Source organism: Salinibacillus kushneri (genome assembly GCF_900111405.1).
Lineage (GTDB): Bacteria > Bacillota > Bacilli > Bacillales > Alkalibacillaceae > Salinibacillus > Salinibacillus kushneri.
This window is the reverse complement of sequence record NZ_FOHJ01000001.1, coordinates 422,332-441,525: the sequence shown is the minus strand read 5'-3', so window position 1 is coordinate 441,525 and position 19,194 is coordinate 422,332. Positions and strand designations below refer to the sequence as shown.

The 19,194-nt window shown below is 39.9% G+C and carries 20 protein-coding genes and 1 pseudogene; 15 read left to right on the top strand and 6 right to left on the bottom strand.

What is annotated here, in order from left to right:
- Positions 1–98: 98 nt before the first annotated feature.
- From BMX63_RS02060 to BMX63_RS02040, 5 genes are all read left to right on the top strand, one after another.
- Entirely contained in the window at positions 99–767 is a 669-nt protein-coding gene (locus BMX63_RS02060) for a carboxymuconolactone decarboxylase family protein (protein WP_093131454.1), read from the top strand.
- 46 nt (positions 768–813) lie between these two features.
- Positions 814–2,184: an LLM class flavin-dependent oxidoreductase gene (locus BMX63_RS02055; protein WP_093131452.1), complete on the top strand. Its 1,371-nt coding sequence runs from the start codon at positions 814–816 to the stop codon at positions 2,182–2,184.
- A 27-nt stretch (positions 2,185–2,211) separates the two neighbouring features.
- Complete coding sequence (locus BMX63_RS02050; RefSeq protein WP_093131450.1) at positions 2,212–3,723, top strand: sodium:solute symporter family protein; 1,512 nt, start codon at positions 2,212–2,214, stop codon at positions 3,721–3,723.
- Between the two features lie 143 nt (positions 3,724–3,866).
- Entirely contained in the window at positions 3,867–5,306 is a 1,440-nt protein-coding gene (locus BMX63_RS02045; RefSeq protein ID WP_093131448.1) for a CoA-acylating methylmalonate-semialdehyde dehydrogenase, read from the top strand.
- Between the two features lie 270 nt (positions 5,307–5,576).
- Positions 5,577–6,146, top strand: coding sequence for a transposase (locus BMX63_RS02040; protein WP_093131446.1), 570 nt, complete (start codon positions 5,577–5,579; stop codon positions 6,144–6,146).
- On the opposite strand, the gene BMX63_RS02035 is transcribed toward BMX63_RS02040, so the two are convergent.
- Positions 6,143–6,910, bottom strand: coding sequence for a hypothetical protein (locus BMX63_RS02035; protein ID WP_093131444.1), 768 nt, complete (start codon positions 6,908–6,910; stop codon positions 6,143–6,145). The two genes, BMX63_RS02040 and BMX63_RS02035, sit on opposite strands and share 4 nt — an antisense overlap.
- A 215-nt stretch (positions 6,911–7,125) precedes the next feature.
- On the opposite strand from BMX63_RS02035, the gene BMX63_RS18605 reads away from it, so the two are divergent.
- From BMX63_RS18605 to BMX63_RS17840, 6 genes and pseudogenes are all read left to right on the top strand, one after another.
- A complete protein-coding gene (locus BMX63_RS18605) occupies positions 7,126–7,254 on the top strand; it encodes an RAxF-45 family protein (RefSeq protein ID WP_281242705.1) in 129 nt (42 codons plus the stop codon).
- Positions 7,255–7,471: 217 nt separating this feature from the next.
- The gene (locus tag BMX63_RS02030) at positions 7,472–8,251 is read left to right on the top strand and encodes an ATP-binding cassette domain-containing protein (protein WP_093131442.1); all 780 of its coding nucleotides are present in this window, start codon (positions 7,472–7,474) and stop codon (positions 8,249–8,251) included.
- A 31-nt stretch (positions 8,252–8,282) separates the two neighbouring features.
- Positions 8,283–8,564, top strand: coding sequence for a DUF6018 family natural product bioysynthesis protein (locus BMX63_RS18245; protein ID WP_220083805.1), 282 nt, complete (start codon positions 8,283–8,285; stop codon positions 8,562–8,564).
- Positions 8,565–8,608: 44 nt separating this feature from the next.
- Positions 8,609–9,026, top strand: a pseudogene (ssb, locus tag BMX63_RS02020) (single-stranded DNA-binding protein).
- 162 nt (positions 9,027–9,188) lie between these two features.
- Positions 9,189–9,890 carry a hypothetical protein gene (locus BMX63_RS02015; protein WP_093131438.1) on the top strand — a complete coding sequence of 234 codons (702 nt, stop codon included), beginning with the start codon at positions 9,189–9,191 and terminating at the stop codon, positions 9,888–9,890.
- A gap of 31 nt (positions 9,891–9,921) precedes the next feature.
- Positions 9,922–10,077 (top strand): hypothetical protein, encoded by a 156-nt coding sequence (locus BMX63_RS17840; RefSeq protein ID WP_220083800.1) that lies wholly within the window; start codon positions 9,922–9,924, stop codon positions 10,075–10,077.
- 470 nt (positions 10,078–10,547) lie between these two features.
- On the opposite strand, the gene BMX63_RS02010 is transcribed toward BMX63_RS17840, so the two are convergent.
- From BMX63_RS02010 to BMX63_RS17835, 4 genes are all read right to left on the bottom strand, one after another.
- Complete coding sequence (locus tag BMX63_RS02010) at positions 10,548–10,745, bottom strand: hypothetical protein (protein ID WP_093131436.1); 198 nt, start codon at positions 10,743–10,745, stop codon at positions 10,548–10,550.
- A gap of 63 nt (positions 10,746–10,808) precedes the next feature.
- Positions 10,809–11,174, bottom strand: coding sequence for an RNA-binding protein (locus tag BMX63_RS02005; RefSeq protein WP_093131434.1), 366 nt, complete (start codon positions 11,172–11,174; stop codon positions 10,809–10,811).
- Between the two features lie 49 nt (positions 11,175–11,223).
- Positions 11,224–11,475, bottom strand: a complete 252-nt coding sequence (locus BMX63_RS02000; RefSeq protein WP_093131432.1) for a hypothetical protein — start codon at positions 11,473–11,475, stop codon at positions 11,224–11,226.
- Between the two features lie 17 nt (positions 11,476–11,492).
- Positions 11,493–11,633 (bottom strand): hypothetical protein, encoded by a 141-nt coding sequence (locus BMX63_RS17835; protein ID WP_177167129.1) that lies wholly within the window; start codon positions 11,631–11,633, stop codon positions 11,493–11,495.
- 23 nt (positions 11,634–11,656) lie between these two features.
- Here BMX63_RS17835 and BMX63_RS01995 point away from each other — a divergent pair, with 23 nt between their 5' ends.
- The 4 genes from BMX63_RS01995 to BMX63_RS01980 all read left to right on the top strand — a co-directional run bounded on the left by BMX63_RS01995 (position 11,657) and on the right by BMX63_RS01980 (position 17,337).
- Positions 11,657–12,772, top strand: a complete 1,116-nt coding sequence (locus BMX63_RS01995; RefSeq protein WP_342731034.1) for an ATP-binding cassette domain-containing protein — start codon at positions 11,657–11,659, stop codon at positions 12,770–12,772.
- A gap of 217 nt (positions 12,773–12,989) precedes the next feature.
- Positions 12,990–13,763 (top strand): TerC family protein, encoded by a 774-nt coding sequence (locus BMX63_RS01990; protein WP_093131428.1) that lies wholly within the window; start codon positions 12,990–12,992, stop codon positions 13,761–13,763.
- A 114-nt stretch (positions 13,764–13,877) separates the two neighbouring features.
- The gene (locus BMX63_RS01985; RefSeq protein ID WP_093131426.1) at positions 13,878–16,055 is read left to right on the top strand and encodes an ATP-dependent helicase; all 2,178 of its coding nucleotides are present in this window, start codon (positions 13,878–13,880) and stop codon (positions 16,053–16,055) included.
- 76 nt (positions 16,056–16,131) lie between these two features.
- Complete coding sequence (locus tag BMX63_RS01980) at positions 16,132–17,337, top strand: threonine synthase (protein WP_093131424.1); 1,206 nt, start codon at positions 16,132–16,134, stop codon at positions 17,335–17,337.
- Between the two features lie 233 nt (positions 17,338–17,570).
- Here the strand turns inward: BMX63_RS01980 and BMX63_RS01975 are convergent, their stop codons facing one another.
- Positions 17,571–19,043 (bottom strand): Na+/H+ antiporter NhaC family protein, encoded by a 1,473-nt coding sequence (locus BMX63_RS01975; protein ID WP_093131422.1) that lies wholly within the window; start codon positions 19,041–19,043, stop codon positions 17,571–17,573.
- Positions 19,044–19,194 lie beyond the last annotated feature (151 nt).

Here is a 19,194-nt window from a genome sequence, read left to right as displayed (position 1 = left end):
TGATATTCGTATTAAACCAAGTAAATTGATATGAGCAATTGGTATTAGTGAAAAGGTCACGATGAAGAAATTTATTTATAAAAAGGGAGAGATTTTTTATGACGATTACAAAAACAGATAACTTATATCAGAAATCTTATTTTAGCCGGATCAAAGAATTAAAAGAATATGCACCAGAAGCATTTAAAACGTTTTTTGCGTTTAACGATAAAGCCCTGGCACCGGGAAAATTATCCGTTAAATTAAAAGAGTTAATTGCTGTTGGTGTCGCCCATATTACAGGATGCCCTTATTGCATTGAACTTCATGTTGGAAATGCAAAGAAACAGGAAGCATCAAAGAAAGAGGTTTCAGAAGCTATTTTTGTCGCAACAGCATTAAAAGCAGGGTCTGCTATAGCTCATGGAGTTAATGCATTGAATGCTTTTGATGGGAATGGAGATGAGGAACTGTATAAGGCATCCTATTTTAATCGATTGAAAGAGTTTTCCGAACTAAGCGGCGATAGTTTTAAAGCTTTTCTCGATTTTGATCAGCAAGCGATTAAAACGAAAGAACTGACAGAAAAAGAGAAGGAATTAATTGCCGTTGCATCTGCTCATACAACAGGCTGTGCGTATTGTATAGATCTTCATACCAAAAACGCGAAGAAGACAGGTGCGAGTTTGGAGGAAATCTCAGAAGCTATCTTTGTTGCGGTTGCTTTAAAGGCAGGCTCTGCTATTGCGCACAGTGTGAATGCCTTAAATGCTTATGATGAAAAGTAGGGAGCGTAACCATAACTAAAATAATACGATAAGGAGTTTGAAATGTATGAGTAAACAGATTCATTTAAATGGATTTATACAAAACTCACCGTCCCCTCATTCAACCGGTTTATGGAAACATGAAAAGGACAAAGGGACTGACCATAATCGTCTGGATTATTGGGTAGAGGTTGCTCAAATTGTGGAGCGGGGAAAGTTTGATGCTCTTTTTATTGCTGATGTTCTTGGGACTTACAGCGTTTATGAAAACTCTCATCATGCGGCAACTCGCGGTGCTGTTCAGCTCCCCGCCCATGATGCGCTAATCCCTATTTCAGCGATGGCGGCGGTGACAGAGAATCTTGGGTTTGCACCTACCATATCCGCTACTTATGCACAACCCTATGCTTTAGCCAGACAGTTGTCAACGTTAGATCATTTAACGGATGGGCGGATTGCGTGGAATGTGGTTACCTCCTATCTGGAGAGTGAGGCTATCAATCTTGGGCTTTCAGGACGTCTTCCGAAGAATCTTAGATATGATCGTGCGGATGAGTTTCTTGAGGTGGTTTACAAGTTATGGGAGCAGAGCTGGGAGAAGGATAGTGTAGTTTATGACAAGGAACAGGATGCATTTGCCGACCCTGAGAAGGTTCATTTAATCAATCATGAAGGAGAGTTTTTTAATGTCCCTGGTCCTCATTTAGTCGAGCCATCACCACAACGTACTCCTGTATTATTTCAGGCAGGAGCCTCTCCAAGAGGAAGAGATTTTGCAGCTAAACACGCTGAGGCCGTTTTTACGAAAAATCATTCATTAGATGCGCTAAAGCAGTACTCAGCCGATATACGGAGAAGAACAAAGCTTCAGGGCCGTAGCCCGGATGAGGTCCTGATTTTCCCAATGATCTTACCAATCATAGGATCAACGGAGGAAGAGGCGTATGCCAAGCTTGAGGACTTAACGAACCATGTTAGCTATGAAGGCACTGCTTCCCTTTTATCCGGTCATACCGGGATTGATTTTTCTAAATATGATCCTGATCAATATATAGAGGATATGGAAACGGATGCGGTTCAAGGCAATCTGGATATGTATGCAAAAGACCCGAATAAGAAATGGACGTTAAGAGAAGCGGTTAAAAATCATGGGTTAGGAAACGGTACTGTGAAGTTTATAGGTACACCTGAACAGATTGCAGACAAGATGGAACAGTGGGCGGTTGATGCCGATGTAGATGGTTTTAATATTGCCCAAACCTATTCACCTGGTACACTTCAGGAATTTGTTGATTATGTGGTACCTGAGTTACAGAGAAGAGGCATTTATCGAACGGAATACGAAGGGAAAACCTTACGGGAAAATATGTTTGGAAAGGGTAAAGCTCATTTACCAAAGCATCATCCTGCTAAAAAGCTGAGAACCGTTTATACTTAACCCATTTCATATGGAAAGGAGAGGAAAATGGATACGTTAACGCTTTATACGTGGGTCGGGTTTGGATTCTTTCTAGTCATTATGTTCGTATTAGGGATATTAAGTGCCAGAAAGACAACAAGTGTTGGAGATTTTGCGATTGGCAGTGCAAACTTGGGGCCTTATGTACTAGGGTTTTCCTTTGCTGCGACCTATTTAAGTGCAGCTACATTTCTAGGCTATCCGGGCTGGTCCCACGCCTGGGGTTATTCAAATCTTTGGCTCTTTTTAGCGATGATTGGTGGAGGACCCATCGGCGTTTTAATGGTAGCGAAAAAGGTTCGCAAGCTGAATAAAGGCCAAAAGTCTCTATCATTGCCAGATTGGCTGGGGGATTTTTACAAGAGTGACATCATACGCGTTGGAACAGGCCTGATATTACTATTTAACATTTTTTACATCGCGGCACAATTTGTAGCTGGAGCAATAATTTTCCAATATCTACTTAATATGTCTTATATGGGAAGTCTCGTTTTAATCGCAGCCATTGTCGTCATTTACGTGTTTGCAGGAGGAGCATTTGCCGATATTTATACGGATGCGGTTCAGGCTGTCATGATGGCGATTGCAGGTTTGTTTGTATTTGTTTCAGGTATTGTGATCTTTTGGGAGGGTAGTATTTCCGCAACCTTTACAGGGATTACAAATGACTTAACGAATCAGAGTGTGCATTTAGTAGAGGTATTTAATCCAGAATCAACTCATTTTCATTCTATGGCTCTTGTGATTGGTGCCATTGTCATCCAGTGGGCTTTTGCTTCAGCTCCACACCTGTTTAATAAAGTACTAGGATTGAAAAACGAAAAAGATCTGGGGAAAATGATTTTAACTTATGTCATTACCGCTGCCTTGTCCCTTCTTGTTTTATTTGGAGGCCTGTTTAGTAGAGCAGCATTAGGTGAAAATGTTACAACCTCTGACTTGGCGTTAATGGAATATATGGTATGGGCATTTCCTGTTGTGATTGTAGCGATTTTTGGAGTTGTTATCCTTGCAGCTGCCATGTCGACAACGGATGGCTTATTTGTTTCCATATCAACGGTTTTTGCTAACGATATTTTTCTAAAAGTTTTAGTGAAAAGGAAAATCGTGAATGTCAGTGAACAAAAGGCGCAAAAAATGGCCCTGCAAATCAGTCGTCTATCCGTTCCGTTGATTGGATTGATTGCTTTTCTTATTGTTCTGCAGCCACCAGCTTTTATGGGGGATGTGCTGTGGATTGGAGTCTCAGGTGTTGCAGCAGGGACGATGGGACCGATTCTGTATGCCGTTTATGGGAAGAAGAAAGCACCTGCAAGAGCGGCTGAGGTATCGATGATTGTGGGTTTAATCTCGTATCTAGTCATCTATTTTGGAGGGATAATAGAGAGTACCATGTCTGCGGGAGCGGTCTCCACGATTATCGGAATCGTTACCATTGTGATTTTGGCTCACGTGTTGAAAGAACCACAGCCTCGAATAATCTACAAGGCTGAGGAAGAAAATTCAAAAGCAAATTGAGGAAGGAGGAGTACCCATTTTTGTAAATACAATGCTTTCCGTATGGCTCTATGGATTTGTAACATGTTTAGTTGTGGTTGGATTGAGTCTTCGTAAATGGTATTTTTAACAGTTTCGACAAATTTCGGGAGGTGACAGGCACCATGCTAAAAAACTATATAGGCGGAGAATGGGTTGAATCAGAGTCTAAGAAAACAGAAAAGGTATATAATCCGGCAACGGGCGAGGTTATTGCTGAAGTTCCGATATCCTCCCATGCGGATGTGGATGAGGCTGTTGAGGTAGCTTTTAAGGCGTTTCAGGAATGGAAGGAGGTTCCAGTTCCAAAACGGGCTCGCATTCTATTTAAATATCAGCAACTGCTGGTTGATCATTGGGATGAACTAGCAGAAATCGTAACGATTGAAAACGGAAAAAGTTTTAAGGAGGCACAAGGGGAAGTTCAACGTGGAATTGAAAATGTTGAATTTGCTGCTGGTGCTCCTTCTTTAATGATGGGAGAACAACTGCCATCTATTGCTGCTGGTCTGGAGTCAGGTGTTTATCGCTATCCAATTGGGGTGATTGGTGGCATTACCCCTTTTAATTTTCCCATGATGGTTCCATGTTGGATGTTTCCCATGGCGATTGCAACGGGGAATACATTTGTATTAAAACCATCCGAACGTACCCCCTTACTTGCTAATCGATTAGCGGAACTTTTAGAAGAAGCGGGGCTTCCAAAAGGAGTTTTTAATATTGTTCATGGGTCCCATGATGTCGTAAATGGGTTCTTAGACCATCAAAAGGTTGCGGCTATTTCATTTGTAGGGTCACAGCCAGTTGCTGAATACGTATACAAACGAGGTACGGATAATCTAAAGCGGGTTCAGGCGCTTTCTGGAGCGAAAAATCATTCTATTGTTTTGGGTGATGCAAATTTAGATCATGCAACCACACAAATTGTGAGTGCAGCATTTGGATCTGCCGGTGAACGTTGTATGGCGGCTTCGGTAGTTGCAGTTGAGGAAGCGGTGGCTGATGAAGTGATTTCATTACTCGTTCAAAAAGCCAATGATATCAAAATAGGTAATGGCTTGTACGAGGAGGTATTTCTTGGTCCTGTTATTCGAGAGGAACATAAACAACGAACGTTGGAATATATTGAGTCTGGTGAACAAGAGGGAGCGAAACTTGTCCGTGATGGCCGTAAAGATCAGGAAGCACAGCGAAATGGCTTTTTTGTTGGCCCAACGATTTTTGATGAAGTAACGTCAGAGATGAAAATTTGGCGCGATGAAATCTTTGCCCCTGTCTTATCGATTGCCAGGGTAAGGGACCTTGATTCCGCAGTTGAATTAACCAATCAATCCCGTTTTGCAAATGGGGCCTGCATTTTTACGAAGGATGGAGGCGCCGTCAGAAGATTCCGTGAAACGATTGATGCCGGCATGTTAGGAGTCAACATAGGTGTACCGGCACCAATGGCCTTTTTCCCTTTCTCAGGCTGGAAGGACTCCTTCTATGGTGATCTTCACGCCAATGGAAAAGACGGACTAGCCTTTTACACGAGACAAAAGGTTATGACCACTCGCTGGGTTTAGGGTGGTGCCTGTCACCACCCGAAAAATCTTGTTTCACAAAATGTTTCACGGACAAAAGAGATTCTGAAAAAGTTCTATAAAATACTAAATATCTATAGGAAATCTTAAGCAAACTGTTCTGTTCTCCTCTTATTGTTAAATTTTTCTAATAGAATCTTTATTATATTTACTTTTTCCCCAGATGCTTTCCTTTTAAGTAAGGAATATAATTTCTTCAAATCTTGCTGGTTTGGCTAAACCAGACTTTAACTAGTTGATGAGGTGAAGATAATGGGGAGAAAGAGACGAGTTTGGGAACCTGATTTCTTTTATCATATTGTTTGTCGGGGGAATCGGCGTGATCCTCTCTTTATCGAGCGTGGGGATTTTATTTCTTTTCTTTATATTTTGGAACAAGTGCATGAAAAGCTTCCTTTTGAACTTGCTGCTTATTGTTTGATGACAAATCACGTCCATCTGCAGCTGCGTTCTATAGACCAGCCCATTTCAAAGGTAATGGCCTTCACTAATAAACGCTACGCTGATTATTTCAATTACAAATATAAGCTTACAGGCCACGTATTTGAGAAGCGCTATTTTGATAAAGTGCTTAAAACAGATGAAGGTATGTTGGAAGTCAGTCGCTATATCCACCAGAATCCTCTTAAAGCTAATATAGTTGATAGAATAGAAGACTATCATTGGAGCAGTTTACCCTATTTTCTCAATGAACAGAATGTGCTACCACCGTTCATGAATACAGGGGTATTGTTGGATTATTTTTCTGGGTCCCGGGAAAAATACCGGAATTGGTGCCTGTCACCACCCGAAGATTCCCGAAAAATGTCGAACAAAATTTAGTACATTTGGGTGTACAAGTTATAAACTTCATAGTCAGCTAAATAATCTTCCAGTGTCTTTGGATGAGGGATGATTTGCCAGTATTCGTCTATTGGCTTCTTAGGGTTCAGCGCTTGTAGAACCTGCTTTTTTGCCTTATAAAAGTCATCGAAAAGGATGTATTTTTCCCGGTATTTCCGATAAAGAAATAGATGATTACCGTTTATACGAGTGTCTTCAGGTGTGTATAGGAAGAGCTCAGTTAAAAGGCATTTCTCCTGATAGCTGTACAATTTGTTAAGGAAAATGGCTTGAATTAGTGGTTTAATCCCTAGTTTATTAGCCTCTTTTATGTAAGAATGAGGAATGATTTGCCGGAACAAATGTTGCCTTATTTTGGATGCATCTTCATCCATGGATTCCGCAATGGAGTCATCGTCCATGTTCCATTCATGTTTTAGTTCATGAATCAACAGCTCCCAGTATTTTTTATCCTCATTATCCTTCACGCAATGATTTAGAATGGCCAGTTTTCTTTCCTGTTCGGATCTAAAAGGCCTTACAACAAAACAGAGCAGAGCCGTTTTTTTCTCCAGCATTTTTAAGGCCGAGACATATTTGAATCCGCCGATGACATTATATTTTCCATCCAATCTCTTTTCGACGATAATATACGGATTGACGGCATTATGGATTTTTGCGGCGTATTGACGGGCTTTTTTACGATCTATATTTTCTAAATGAAATGCCACTAACCGATAATGTGTAAGCCTGACATGCCTCATGTATAAACCCACCTTATATGTAGTTGATTTAGTATATGAGGTGAGATGATTGTCCTATTCCTGGGTGCCTGTCACCACCCGAAACTTCCCGGATATTGTCGAATGAATGACAGAAGCTGTAAACCTCTATTTTCTGAACTTTTGGAATAACGCTTGAATCGGAAACTTATTATTTATATAATAGTAATAACTTTAATGAAACGGAGGTGGGGAGGATGTTTAATCAGGCTGTTTTAGTGCACGGATATTTGTCTGAATTCCTTTATTTTGTCCGTGCGAAATTTGCTGTTGCAGTTGTTAACGGGATAAGTATGTCTTTTTTTAACAACTCGATAGCAAGCTAAAACAGTGAGAAACATCTCTTACCCATATGATTTAAGAATGATTGAGGGAGAGTATTTTCATGCTCTTCTTTTTTTATGAATGCAGAACGTAAAAGTGACCACTCAGAATGAGATTAACATTGGTCTGGTGACAGCCATGGGAAGATATGACTTCTTCTCATGGCTTTTTTTATCTTTATGGAAGTAAAAATGATGTATGTTCAAGGAGGAAAACATAATGATTGTATGCAGTGCGAATAAACTTGCGAAGACGTATGGAGGAAACGCTGTTTTTGAGCATCTGTCAATGGAAATAAAAGAAAAAGACCGTGTTGGTTTAGTGGGCCCAAACGGCAGTGGAAAAACGACTTTGATTCGTTTGCTGGCTGGTGAGGAACCTCCAGATGCAGGGCAAATCCACTGGAAAAAAGGGTGTCGTATTGGTTTTCTAGAACAAATTCCAGATTACCATGATACGACTCTTACCAAGGATGTATTAAAATCAGCTTTTTCCTCATTATTGGAGATGGAAGAAAGAATGAAAAAGCTGGAGGATGAAATGGGAGTGGAGACCGATTCGACTAAATTAGAAAAGCTTGTCGTTGAATACGGGAATCTACAGGACCAGTTCACGCTGCACGGTGGATATGAAATCAAATCGAGGATCGAAAAAATTACACATGGTTTAAATATTCACCTTCTCATGGATCAGCCATTTTCCCAGTTAAGTGGTGGCGAAAAAACCAAAGTTGGTCTAGGGCTTATGCTGCTGCAGGAACCTGATTTGCTGTTATTGGATGAGCCTACTAATCATTTGGATTTAATGGCAGTGGAATGGCTGGGTAAGTTTCTGCAGGATTATAGCGGCACAGTCCTTTTAATTTCCCACGACCGTTATTTTCTTGATGAGGTTGTGAACAAGATTGTGGACTTGGAAGATGGAGAAATCCATTCATACTATACAAATTTTTCAGGATTTGTAAAAGAAACAAACAAAACCAAAAAAGGGAGAAGTTAAACGCGTCTATCACCTTGACAACGGAAAGGCAATACAATTTACAAGCGTTCGCCGTAAACTCTTACAATTAAAGGCTGATATACGTTTTAAAGATGGTAAAAGACGCTTATATCATTGTAAGAGTCGTTCAATGCCTAAAGCGTTGCAAGAAGCCAGTCTATTTGTTGAATCGATTATGAGAGAAACAGGTGAACAAGTCTATTGGAAATTGGATGGAGAAGAACACTTCCGATTAGGACCACATGTCGGGGAACAAAAGCTCAAATCAAGAGTGAAACGTTTTGCGAATTGGTTCTTTGATTTGGAAGATTAATCAACAGCGAAAGTTACTTAACAAATTTGGAGGAGGAACACATTATGATGAATAGGGTTGTTTTAGTAGGAAGATTAACAAAGGATCCAGACTTACGCTATACACCCAATAGAGTTGCAGTTTGTAATTTCACAGTTGCAGCTAACCGTCCGTTTACGAATCAAAACGGAGAGCGGGATGCAGACTTTATTAATTGTGTTGTGTGGCGTAAAACCCGCTGAAAATCTAGCAAACTATACGAAAAAGGGAGATATGATTGGAGTTGATGGTCGCATTCAAACACGTAATTTTGAGGGAAACGATGGTAAACGTGTTTTTGTAACCGAGGTTGTTGCTGAAAGTGTTCAGTTTCTCGATTCAAAAGGGAAAAATTCATCGTCTCAGCAACCATCACAACCAAAAAACAATACTTTGGAAAATGAAGGAGATCCAATTGATTTAGAGGATGATTTACCGTTTTGAACAGCGAACGGACTTACCATTTTAAAAGGTATGAGTGTATTTAAGAGAAGACTTATTTCGCCTTCTCTTTTTTAATTTTCACAAAGAGAGGGTTTTTTTTATGGCACTACGTCGCAAAAGAATGAAAGATAATACAGGAGCATTTATTCAAGACTTTGTTAAATGTGTGGTGGGGTAAGTGCAGAAATTAAGAAATTGAATTCTAAAATGGAAACAGTTTTGAAGGAATACGATGAAGCGGAGGAAGCATTTAAAAAGATCGAAAACAAACAACTTACAAAAGATATAAGGAAAATTCGTTCAAAAATTAAAAAAGAGTCTATCAAAGTTCAATCAAATAATGAAGTTAACTTTAACCAAGCATTTGGTAAAGTACATATTGACTCAAAAACTAGATACATCTTTTTACCTATAGAAGTTGAAAATCCTGAATTCCAACTTAAAGGAGTGGTTATCGAGTTAAAAAATAATAATCGGGTTAATGGTGTAATGGAAATCAATTTGGAAGCTAACAAGGAAGATGAAAAAGGTACAATCAAGACATGGGAAAATGGGGAACTTGTTAAGAACGAAACAATGAAATTGCCGGAAGAAGCATTTCAATCTGTAACTACTGAATCTCCTGTTAATGTTAGTGTTGGCCCTTCCAAAGTCAATGCTGAAACATTAGGAGATAGATGGAATACTTTTTCTGACTGCCTAGATTCACAAGGTGTATCTTATGCATTAATTACACTTGCTGGTGCTATTTGTGGTGGAGCATGTGGTGTAACTTGGGGAGCGGGTTGTGCACCGTGCTTTTATGGTTTAAGCTTTATTAGTGGAGGCGTAATTGGTCATTGCTTCCAAAAAGCTCTTCAGTAAAGGGTGATACTTGATGAAGATGTTAAGGGTTATGTCATTTGCAGTTGCACTGTTTGCTTTGCTACTATTAGCGAGTATGATGGGGTACACAGTAATACCTAATGGTGTAAGTATTGTTGCAATATTTGTGTTATCGATTATGTTGTCAGTGTTTGGGACAAAATATAATAATAAAAAAAGGAATTGACCTAATAAAAGAGATAAAGGATATGAGATTTCCTTTATCTCTTTTTTATAAAAACTTCATCCCTCTAAGGTACTCAGGGGGATGAAGTAGATTAGTATTGCTGGTGTTTAATTATCTTCAACTGTCTTTATAAGTAGTATAGAGCCGGATGTGGGAGATTTTCATTCGTTAAGAACCAACTGAGGAATAAAGTATATGTAGTCTATATAGTATTACATTTATTCGAATATAATTAGCAATGAGACCAATAGCCTTTTATTGATCTCATTGCTTAAATCTACTTTTCAAACTAGGATTTTTTTATTTTTTGTTAAATATACGAGGTCTTTTTTTATGTTTTGACTTGTGCCTTGTATCTTCCTTGGTAATAATATCAGCTTTCATCATTAAGTCCTCTTTTTTTACTAATTTAATAGATCTTGAGCCCTTTCCTAAATAATGTAATTAAATAGTTCCATCACTGTGTACCTCTAGTTAACGCTTTGGATATAATAATATTTCCCTTTTACCACTACCATTGGCAATTCATTTTGCAATTTCTTAGTCAGCTCATCATCAACTTCAATTGGGATAGCTTTTACATTCTTCTTAATATGTTTTGTTATAGGTGTAAATACGTCGTCCTCATCTACCCAACCATGATCAGTGTATACATATACAGTAGCCATCTTTACCCTCCTATAATAGTTGTACGCCCACACTTTCGTTCGTGTACGGAGTTTAACCATAGTTTATTTTGTCAAATACTCTTTTAAACTGCTGCACTTGATTAGCAGGTACGTATTCATTTTCGTATAAAGGCTTACCGCTGATTGGATGTCAAAAGTTTCTCGTTCCCAGTTGAGAAGCCATGAAAACAACCAATCTCCCTCATCATTTCGCATATTAACCGTAACTGATTCAAATGAATAAGCGTTCCCTTTATTATCAAGTTTGAATACCTCATACTCCCAAAAATGATCAGGATCGTTATGAAACGATACATTAACTAGCAGTATTGTTCCTAAGTCAAAATACTGCTTTGGAAGTTGGCTTTGCGTGCTAATCTTTCGAGCAATTTCTTTAATTTCTTCTCTACTAATTTTTGTTTGTAACATTTCAATCACATACCTTTCATTGTTTAACTCTTACATTTTCGGTTTCAATCTAATTAAAACTACAAATGGCGCAGGAGTCTTCCTCAAATGTTGTCCAAAAGATGTATCCTGCCTCATTACTATCACTATCAACATCACATGCAATTCGAACCTCTTCTTTAGACATACCTTCCTTTAAACAATCAATAATTAAGCGAATTTTAGAATCATAGTATTCTCCACTTATTTCATTAAAGAACACACCTTCATCATGTATAAGGCGTCGGTTGGTGTCCTTTGTGAATGTGCATTGACAGTTCAATTTGTTTCATCCTTTCCTTAAAGTGTTTGATAAATATGCTCCATATGAGAATCTCCTAATACTTCTGAGTTGAAGACAATTCGTAGAGCATCATGAGTACCACCTAAATCATTCCACATGGTTTCTATTAACTTATCTTTTTTAGCAAACTTTTTCATTTTGCCAAAATCAAAGTCTTCTGGTGATAACTCTGGAAATTCATTCAGAACAGCAAAAGAAAATCAAAAAGATGAAGGAAGCGATTAAACGGTTAAAAGATTGGGCGAACAGGGCTAATCCACCAAATGCTGCGTTGCATAAACGGGCCAAAAATATGGAAAGATCCCTAGAAAAGATGGAAAAACTACAGCGCCCGGTATTAAATCGGAAAAAAATGAATCTGGAGATGGATGCATCGGACCGGAGCGGAAATGATGTCATTATGCTTTCAGATGTTTCTAAGGGTTTTGGTGATCAGCTGTTATTTGAACAGGTAAACATGCATATCAAGTACCAGGAACGTGCCGCTATCATTGGAGAAAATGGAACAGGAAAATCAACCCTAATCAAATTAATTCTGCAACAGTTTATCGCTGATGAAGGGGAAGTTCGGCTAGGGAGCAATGTAAAAATGGGTTATCTGTCGCAAAATGTTTTCTACGATATAGGAGATGAAACGGTGATTGGGGCTTTCAGAAAGGAAGTACGCGTAACGGAAGGAGAAGCAAGACATAATCTGGCAGGCTTCATGTTTTATGGATACAGCGTTTTCCAGAAGGTTTCACACCTTAGTGGGGGAGAAAGGATGCGCTTACGATTAGCACAATTAATGTATCAGGATATCAATGTGCTAATCTTAGATGAACCAACGAATCATTTGGATATTGAATCAAGAGAAGTACTGGAAGATGCCCTGGGAGACTTCTATGGCACCATTTTAGCCGTTTCTCATGACAGGTATTTTCTTAACAAGTTATTTCACAAAATTTATTGGATTGAAGGAAAGAAAATCCACGGCTTTGAGGGGGACTATAATTGGGCCAAGGAGAAAATGAGGGAATTAAGGGAAAAAACGGCCAAAGAAAGTGTGGAGGAAAAGAACCGAATTTCTGAACCATCGAAGCCTTTGGTAAGGAATGCACGTGAGGGGAATGAAAATCTGGAAAGCAAATTACTTTTATTGGAAGAAAACATTCTTGAGCTGGATGAAAAGCTGTTGAACGTTGAAGACTTAGAGGCAGTACAGCAGTTATATAAAGAAAAAGAAGAATTGGAAAAGCAATGGGGAGAACTGTGTGATCAGTTAGGTAATGGATAAGTCAGTGATGGTTTCCTATACAAATAAACAATTTATTGATAAAATAATAATAGATTTAAGGGGAGTAGCTTTAGCAGTAATTGTCGTCATTACAGAGTTGAGACTCTCGGCATTACTGGCGACGTAATCGTTGTTAGCAAGACCTTTGCTTTAGGGCAGAGGTCTATTTTTATGTGCTAAAAATAGACCAATTTAGCAAGAGAGGAGACAGGGCATTTTGGAATCTATATGGATAGAATATGGATGGACTTTATTAGTACTTATTGGCCTTGAGGGATTATTGTCAGCGGATAACGCCCTTGTATTAGCCATTATCGCGAAGCATTTGCCAGGTGAACAGAAAAAACGTGCGATTAATTATGGTGTGATGTTTGCTTTTGTTTTTAGATTTGGGGCTATTTTCGCTATTTCGTTCCTCGCGAATGTATGGCAGGTACAGGCTCTTGGTGCTGCCTACCTGATCTACTTAGGGGTCAAGCATATCATTAGTGGTTCAGATGAAGATGAAGACGATGGAAAAGAAGAGGTTTCTAAGGGGAAAGGGTTCTGGCCGACCGTTGCCAAGCTGGGCTTTGCCGACCTTGCCTTTGCGATTGACTCGATTTTAGCTGCGGTTGCTCTTGCACTGGCTCTTCCGGACTCTCCACTGCCAACTTTCGGGGGAATGGATGGGGCAAAATTCGCAGTTATCGTATTAGCTGGTGTTGCGGGTCTTATTCTGATTAAGTATGCCGCTACCTGGTTTGTTAAACTATTAAATGATCGCCCGGGACTGGAAACAACCGCATACTTAATCGTCGCCTGGGTCGGTGTAAAACTGGGTGTTATTACCCTTGCCCACGAAGACATTGGTGTATTGCCGCACGAGTTCCCGCATGGAGCCGTATGGACCACCATCTTCTGGAGCGTTTTATTAGCTACCGCAATAGGGGGATGGTTCCTGTCTGGTCGGAAGCCGAAAGAAGAGGAAGAAGAAGTGAAAGCTGGATAGGTGCCTGTCACCACCCGAATTTTGTCGAATGATAAATTTTACACATACCCACCGGTTATCCTCTATGATACGATTAGTAAAGAACATGCTAGGAACATAGAGGGAGCAAGGGTTATGACTAGAGGAAATCTTTTTTTTAATAGAAAGAATGCCGAATTGGGCGTTTCACTGAATGAGGTGCAGCGTCAAGCGGTGTTACGTACAGATGGTCCGCTATTGCTGTTGGCCTCGCCTGGTTCAGGCAAAACCACAACGATTATCATGAGGATAGGTTATTTAATTGAAGCTAAAGGTGCGATTCCTTCCCGAATAAAAGCTGTCACCTTCAGTAAGGCTGCGGCCAATGATATGAAAGAAAGGTTTCAGCAGTTTTTCCCCTATCTTCCCCCGGTTGATTTTTCTACCATTCATAGTTTAGCTTTTCAGGTGGTACGAGAGTATTTCTACCAGAAAGGGACCACATATCAGCTTATTGAAGGGGAAGGTAAGTTAAATAAGAAGAGGATTCTGCGTGGAATCTTTCAATCGATACATAATGAGATGATTACAGATGATCAGTTGGAAGAGCTCATAACGTATATCAGCTATATCAAAAACCGATTAATCCCTGAGGAAAAATGGGCGTCTGTTGGGTGTAATGTACCAAAAGCAGGAGAAATCATGAAGCAGTATGAAGCCTATAAGACATCATTTCCCGACCGATTGTTCGTAGATTATGATGACATGCTCACGATTGCGAACCGCTTACTTAAAACGGAACAGAAGCTGCGGATAAAGTATCAGCAGAAGTATGACTATGTGCTCACGGATGAAAGTCAGGATACATCACTGGTTCAGCATTCGATTATTGAGAAGCTTGTCGGGAAACATCACAATCTATGTGTTGTGGCTGATGATGATCAGTCAATTTATATGTGGCGGGCAGCTGAACCTCAATACTTACTTGACTTTAAAAAGGTATATCCTGATGCAACCGTTCTGAAAATGGAACAAAACTACAGGTCCAGCAAAGAGATTGTAAATATAGCAAACCAGTTTATTAAGCGAAATAAAAATCGGTATGATAAACAGATGTTTACAGAAAATCCAGCAAAGAATCAGGTTCAATTAACAACACTTCAGGATTTTCGGGAGCAGTCAGACTATTTAGTAGATAATATCTCTCATTTAGAAAACTATAGAGATGTTGCGATTTTGTACCGGAATCACTCCTCATCCATTCCCTTAATTGATGCCTTTGAACGAGCCCGAATTCCTTTCTATATGAAGGACCCTGACAACCGGTTTTTTAGCCATTGGATTGTAAAAGATGTCCTAAATTTTATGCGATTAGCCTTTGATATAAGACGGACCGATATTTTTGAGCGAGTGTACGGAAAGTTTCATTGGTATTTATCAAAATTTCATATGGAAGACCTTAAGAGGATTCAGAATGGAGAGCCTGTGTTTGACAATTTACTCAACTATACCAATTTCAAAGATTTTCAGAAGATAAAAATCAAAAAGGGCAAAGAAATTTTCATAGAAATGAAGACTATGAATCCAGCTCAAGCCATACGAACAATACGCAAGGATCTTGGATATGACGATGTTTTGAAGGATATGAGTAAACGACTCGGCTTCAATAAGGATCATTTATTGGACATCTTAAACACCTTAGAGGAAATCTCGAAATCCGTTGCCAGCGTCGCCGAGTTTGGAAAACGGATAAAACATTTAGATGCTCTTATGGCTTCATCGAAATGTAATAAGCATGAAAACGCGGTAACCTTTTCAACTTTTCATAGTGCAAAAGGGCTGGAATACCCAAAAGTGTATATGATTGATCTCATTGATGGTGTTATTCCGGCGCAGTCAGATTTAGAACGGGCGAAAGAGGGCGTTTATGAACCGCTGGAGGAAGCAGTCAGGCTATTTTATGTCGGGATGACAAGAGCACAAGAATATCTGGAGCTTTTGACGCATCAGAGGAAGTATGGGAAAAAGATGAGGATTTCCCGGTTTTATGAGGATGTAAGGCGGATTATCCATCCATCTAAGGTGATTGAGCAAACGGAGGAAAAGGTTCCAATTCAAAGAAGAACCTCACGAAAGTCCAAGGTTCCTGTTAATCCTAATGCAATTCAAAATATAGATGGGTTACAGAAGGGGGACCTCGTTAAACATCGCGTCTTCGGATCTGGTGAGATTATATCCTGTGATGATGGAATAATTGAAATTCGATTTCCAAAGTTTTCAAAGCAGTTGTCTGTGAAGAAGTGTCTGGAAATAGGCCTTCTGGAGAAAGTATAGACCTGACTTTAAGGCAGTTGTTGATAGTATTCATTTCATATTCTTTTAAATGATATCCATAGGGAGTGGGATTCTTATGAAATACAGTTATGTTTCAAATCTTTATTGTCCAAAATGCGGAACACGTTTTAATACCAGGGAACAACATCAATTGTGTTCCTGTGGTACTCCTCTTTTAGTAGATTATGATTTGGAAACATTACAAATGAATTTAACAGCGGAAGAATTGAAATCAAGAGATGATTCGTTGTGGAGATATCACGAGCTTCTCCCCGTTGAAGATAGTGAGAATGTCGTCTCGATGGGAGAAGGTATGACCCCTCTTATTTCTTTATCAAATCTTGGTGAAGAAATGTGTATGGAAAATCTTTTTATGAAGGATGAAGGACTAATTCCTACAGGTACATTTAAAGCAAGGGGAGCAGCTGTTGGTGTATCTAAGGCAAAAGAAGTCGGAGTAAAAGAACTGGCAATGCCAACAAATGGGAATGCTGGATCTGCATGGGCTTTATATAGTGCAAAAGCTGGTTTAAAGTCTACAGTTGTGATGCCAAAGGATGCACCTGAAATTACGAGAAAGGAAGTAGCACTATCTGGAGCCAATCTTTATTTGGTAAATGGCCTTATTAGTGATGCTGGAAAAATTGTAGGAAAAGCGGTGAAAGATTACAACCTCTTTGATGCTGCTACCTTAAAGGAACCCTACCGAATCGAAGGTAAGAAAACGATGGGATTGGAAATTGCCGAACAACTCAAGTGGAAGCTTCCTGATGTCATCGTATACCCTACTGGTGGGGGAGTCGGTCTTATTGGAATTTATAAGGCATTAAAAGAGTTAAAGAAACTTGGCTGGGTAAAAGGCGAACTACCTAGATTAGTTGCCGTTCAGTCAACAGGCTGTGCCCCTATTGTAAAAGCTTGGGAAGAAGGGAAGACTGAATCGGAGTTTTGGAAGGATTCTTCTACACTTGCATTCGGAATCAACGTACCAAAAGCTCTAGGTGACTTTCTTGTACTGGATGCCATATACAATACGGACGGCTGCGCTATTGCCGTAGATGATGAATCTATCATTTTTGAACAGGAAAAATTAGCAGGATTGGAAGGAAGTTTTGTTTGTCCAGAAGGTGCTGCTACTTTTGCAGCTATCCGAAGATTACGTAAACAAGGATGGATTGAGCAAAATGAAACTGTGGTAGGCTTGAACACTGGGTCAGGTATAAAGTATCCTCAATCCGTAAAGGTTTCTCCAAAAATGTTAGAAAAGGGAGATACAATCTAGTTCCTTATCAGCAGCAGCGTTTTGTCACATTTAATCAGTCGTAAATATCTATCTCAATATAGGAAAGAAGCAGAGATGTATAGGTCAGAGATAAACGAGTGCTAACAATCAGATTGGTTCTCCTAACAATTAGGAGGAAAAAACAAAGTCCCCACAGATTGACATTTTGACTTTCAAGGTAAACGAAGAGAAAGGGGTATGACCATATAAATGGCATACCCCTTATTACTCGTTTAATCCTGCGGCGGCTCTCGCAATTCCTCTCCATTTTTTCCTTCATAACGCAATCCCCATCCAGTTAATGCTGCTATGAGCATGATGATTACAAGGAACCAGCCCTGGAATACAAATGGGAATACCGATGTTGGATCGACTACAGGCAGCCATTCATACTGCTCCTGCATGGTTTGAATCGTCGACCATCCCAACAGGACAGGAGCGCCCCATGGAAAAATGTAACCTAATGCTGAAGTGATGGCATCTAACATATTAGCCCGGCGGTAGCGATGGATTTTATACTTTGTTCCGAGCTCTCGCACAAATGGGGCCGCTGCTATTTCAGCTGCTGTATTAATCGTAATTGCACTGTTTAATAACGCAACAAGACACCATATCGAGAATTCTGCTTTTCGAATCGAAGCTTTTATCCATTTAATTAATGCTTTCGTAATCACTTCCATGGTTCCGCCAAGCTTTAACAGGTGCCCGGCTGCTACGATTAAGAGAATGAGAATGGCCATATTAAAATAGCCGGTAATACCTGATACTAAAGCACCTTCAACAATCATGTCCGAGTCAGGATTGAAATTTAGAATTGCCGTAAGCGGCTGAATTTGTAAGATTGCAATTAATATAATGGCTGATACAATTCCCCAAGTTAAAGATGTCAACAAATGATGGCCTCGCAACGCTAAAATTAGCACTAAGGCAAAAGGAATAAGCATGATTAGACCATTTGGATTCGTTGATTCTGCCATGGATTGGATGGCTCCTGCATCACCTTGGATGTTTCCACCACCTCCAAATATGGCAAACAGAATCGTTGCTGGAATGGCTGCTGCGATAGCATATTTAAAACGAGAACGCACAACACCAGGAACATCCGCATCCTGTGTCACTGCCGATACAATCGTCGTATCGGAAACAGGTGCCAGGTTATCACCAAAAACAGCACCAGCAAGAATCGCTGCAAACATAAAGACAGGATCAGCTTCAACCGCAATGCCGGCTGGATACATCAACGTACTAAAAGCTACTGTCGTTCCATACCCGGTTCCAACAGCGGTAGAAAAGGTTGCAGATAAAAGGAAGGTTAAGGCTACGAATAGTCCACCACTAAGTCCTGTAATGGATCCAACCCAAACAAGCCCTTCGACAAGTCCGCCAACCTGTAAAACCTGTGCAAACATCCCCGCATAAAACCAGGCAACAATGGCAACGACACCAACAGGTTGTGCCAGTCCATCAAATAATCCCTGGGCAAAATTCTCCCATTTACTTTTACAGAAGAAGAGCCCCAAGGTTAACCCTATAACGGCACCTAGAACGAGTCCAACCTCAGACGATAGCTGAAGGACACTAATGGTAATAGCCCATACCACAAAAAACAAGAGGGGGATGGCTGCACCAAAAGCACCCAGCCGGAATTCTAACGATTGAACGGTCGCTTCACCTGTTGCTTTTTCTAAGTCTTCGTCTTTCGGCATATGTAAAACCTCCTCAAGGTTTTAATTATTAATGACCATATCTTATCAAGAATAGGGATTTATGTCACTCGATTGAAAGTCCCAGTGTCCTGGTGCCTGTCACCACCCGAATGTTGTCGAAATTAAATTATGTACATCTCCTTTACATGGT

Excerpts from the sequence above, each read along its gene's own strand:
- BMX63_RS02060 (WP_093131454.1), top strand. The coding sequence starts at position 99 with ATGACGATTACAAAAACAGATAACTTATATCAGAAATCTTATTTTAGC.
- BMX63_RS02055 (WP_093131452.1), top strand. The coding sequence starts at position 814 with ATGAGTAAACAGATTCATTTAAATGGATTTATACAAAACTCACCGTCC.
- BMX63_RS02050 (WP_093131450.1), top strand. The coding sequence starts at position 2,212 with ATGGATACGTTAACGCTTTATACGTGGGTCGGGTTTGGATTCTTTCTA.
- BMX63_RS02045 (WP_093131448.1), top strand. The coding sequence starts at position 3,867 with ATGCTAAAAAACTATATAGGCGGAGAATGGGTTGAATCAGAGTCTAAG.
- BMX63_RS02040 (WP_093131446.1), top strand. The coding sequence starts at position 5,577 with ATGGGGAGAAAGAGACGAGTTTGGGAACCTGATTTCTTTTATCATATT.
- BMX63_RS02035 (WP_093131444.1), bottom strand. The coding sequence starts at position 6,910 with ATGAGGCATGTCAGGCTTACACATTATCGGTTAGTGGCATTTCATTTA.
- BMX63_RS18605 (WP_281242705.1), top strand. The coding sequence starts at position 7,126 with ATGTTTAATCAGGCTGTTTTAGTGCACGGATATTTGTCTGAATTCCTT.
- BMX63_RS02030 (WP_093131442.1), top strand. The coding sequence starts at position 7,472 with ATGATTGTATGCAGTGCGAATAAACTTGCGAAGACGTATGGAGGAAAC.
- BMX63_RS02015 (WP_093131438.1), top strand. The coding sequence starts at position 9,189 with ATGTGTGGTGGGGTAAGTGCAGAAATTAAGAAATTGAATTCTAAAATG.
- BMX63_RS17840 (WP_220083800.1), top strand. The coding sequence starts at position 9,922 with ATGTCATTTGCAGTTGCACTGTTTGCTTTGCTACTATTAGCGAGTATG.
- BMX63_RS02010 (WP_093131436.1), bottom strand. The coding sequence starts at position 10,745 with ATGGCTACTGTATATGTATACACTGATCATGGTTGGGTAGATGAGGAC.
- BMX63_RS02005 (WP_093131434.1), bottom strand. The coding sequence starts at position 11,174 with ATGTTACAAACAAAAATTAGTAGAGAAGAAATTAAAGAAATTGCTCGA.
- BMX63_RS17835 (WP_177167129.1), bottom strand. The coding sequence starts at position 11,633 with ATGAAAAAGTTTGCTAAAAAAGATAAGTTAATAGAAACCATGTGGAAT.
- BMX63_RS01985 (WP_093131426.1), top strand. The coding sequence starts at position 13,878 with ATGACTAGAGGAAATCTTTTTTTTAATAGAAAGAATGCCGAATTGGGC.
- BMX63_RS01980 (WP_093131424.1), top strand. The coding sequence starts at position 16,132 with ATGAAATACAGTTATGTTTCAAATCTTTATTGTCCAAAATGCGGAACA.
- BMX63_RS01975 (WP_093131422.1), bottom strand. The coding sequence starts at position 19,043 with ATGCCGAAAGACGAAGACTTAGAAAAAGCAACAGGTGAAGCGACCGTT.